The sequence below is a fragment of the Gryllotalpicola sp. CP2-P1 genome (assembly GCF_057512245.1).
In genome coordinates this window covers 1-2,133 of the sequence record NZ_JBLRDT010000308.1, presented here as the reverse complement: position 1 = coordinate 2,133, position 2,133 = coordinate 1, and the positions used below count along the sequence as shown (strand labels likewise).

Annotated in this window: 2 protein-coding genes; both read left to right on the top strand. The window is 74.3% G+C overall.

What is annotated here, in order from left to right:
* Positions 1 to 183: 183 nt before the first annotated feature.
* Positions 184 to 1,359, top strand: a complete 1,176-nt coding sequence (locus ACM2XV_RS14595) for a glycosyltransferase family 4 protein (protein WP_344776904.1) — start codon at positions 184 to 186, stop codon at positions 1,357 to 1,359.
* Between the two features lie 32 nt (positions 1,360 to 1,391).
* Positions 1,392 to 2,133, top strand: a 742-nt coding sequence (locus ACM2XV_RS14590; protein ID WP_487027456.1) for a glycosyltransferase, incomplete at its 3' end; no start/stop codon positions are given.

Genomic DNA, 2,133 nt, shown 5'->3' with positions numbered 1-2,133 from the left:
CGCCGGGCTGTGCGTCGGGCTGGCTCTCGTGATGGCCGGGCGGATTCCTCGCGCACCCCGCGTCGTGAGGGCGGGTGCCGCGGTGCCGGTCGCGTGAGGTGCTCGTGCCCCGGACGTGGGGGCGGCGGGCGGCGCTCTCGCGAGTAGCCTCGAAGGACCCGAAGTGAAAGATCCTCACCTGCCATGAGCGACTCCTCCCCCCTGAGCGACCCGAACGCCCCCCGCGTCGTCATCGTGAACAACAGCCGCGAGACGTTCACCTCCGACCGCAGCGGTGCGATCGCGACCTGCGTGTGGGAGCTCTGCCGCGCCGCGGAGCGCCGCGGGCAGGCGCCCGAAGTCGTGACGCGGGTCGGCGAGGGCTCGGTCTACCCCTGGCCGCACCTGTTCGCCGTACCCGAGTCGAGCGCCTCGCCTGGGCGGGCGGGGCGCGTCGCCGAGGCGGCATCCGGCGCCATGGGCTGGGCACGGCCCGCCCAGCGGCAGTATGCGAGCCACGTGCTGCGTCGCCTGCGCGAGGTGCGCCCGGAACTCGTCATCGTGAACAACGACCCCGAACTGGCCGCGTATCTCTCCGCTGCGCTCGGCGAGGTGCGCGTGCTGCACTGGTACCACAACCTCGAGACGACGGGCTGGCGCTTCCGGCGGCGCATCGTGCTCGACCGGCGCATCGCGCTGGCGGCGGTGAGCGACTACCTGGCCCGCGCCGTCGAGGGAGTCTACGGCCTCGCGCCGCACCGCGTCAGCACCGCGCGCAACGGCGTCGACCTCGAGCGCTTCATCGAGAAGAACTCCTTCGCGCCGCTGCCGACGATCGGCTTCGTCGGCAGAGTCGCGATCGAGAAGGGCGTCGACACCCTGCTGCGCGCCTGCCGCATTCTCGCCGAGCGCGGGCGGGCGTTCGGCGTGCAGATCGTGGGCGACACGAACTGGGGATTCTCCGACGGGAACCCCTACGGCCGCGAGGTGGCCCGGCTCGCCGACGAGCTCGCCGAGCGCGGCGTGCCCATCCGCCGGCTCGGGCACGTCGCGCGGGCTCAGATCCCGGCGGCGATCGCCGAGTCGGACGTCCACGTGGTGCCATCGCGCTGGGACGACCCCGCGCCGCTGACCGTGCTCGAGGGCATGGCGACCGGGGTGCCCGTCGTCGCGTCGGCGAGCGGCGGCATTCCCGAGCTCGTCTGGGGCGCCGGCCGCCTCGTGCCGCGCGAGAACGCCGAGGCGCTGGCCGACGTGCTGGACGAGCTCGTGCAGGACGCCGAGCTGCGCCGGGAGCTCGGGGAAGAGGCCAGAAGGCGCGCCGCGACGTTCACCTGGGACGAGACCTGGGCGCAACTGGTCGGGGCCGGGCTGCGATGACGCCTGCGGCGACCGACCCACCGTTCGTCTTTGTGCTGCCAGAGGCCGAGCGCTACGGGGCAGACGGCGGCGCGATCGCGACCGTCACCCACGAGCTCGTGCTGGCGCTGGCGGATGCCGGCGACGGCAGCGTTGTCGTGAGCCCCCGCTCGGCGGGCCTGCCATATGCGGGCGGCGAGGTCGTGACCCTCGCGCGCAGCGGCGACCCGGCCTCGCGCGTGCACGGCGCCGCGCGCCGGGTGCTCGCGAAGCTCGCCCCGCGGCGCTTCGGAGCACGCTCGCGCTACCTCGCCGAGGTCGAGCGGGTGCTGGCACGGCGGCAGAGCCGCTGCATCGTCGCGGCCAACGACCCGGCGCTCGCGACGCGGCTCGCGGCCGACGGCCGCACCGTCGTGCTCTGGCTGCACAACTACCTTCAGGGGGCGGAGGCCGACGCGCTGCGGCGCGTTCCGCCGTCGGTGCGCATGGTGGCCGTCAGCGAGTCGGTGCGGCGATGGACCGTGGACGAGCTCGGCATCGCAGCCGGCCAGGTCGTCACGATTCCGAACGCCGTCAACCACGAGCTGTTCCACGCGCGTGGGCGGGCGCCGCGGCCCGATCGCCCGCTTGAGGTGGTCTGCCACGGCAGGGTCGACCCGAACAAAGGCCAGGTGCTCGCCGTGCGCGCCGTCGCCCGCGCGCGCGAGCTGGGAGCCGAGGTGCGGCTGACGATCATCGGCGGGGCGCTCTCGTTCGGGCATCCCGGTGGCGCTCAGCAGCAGTACGAGCGCGAGC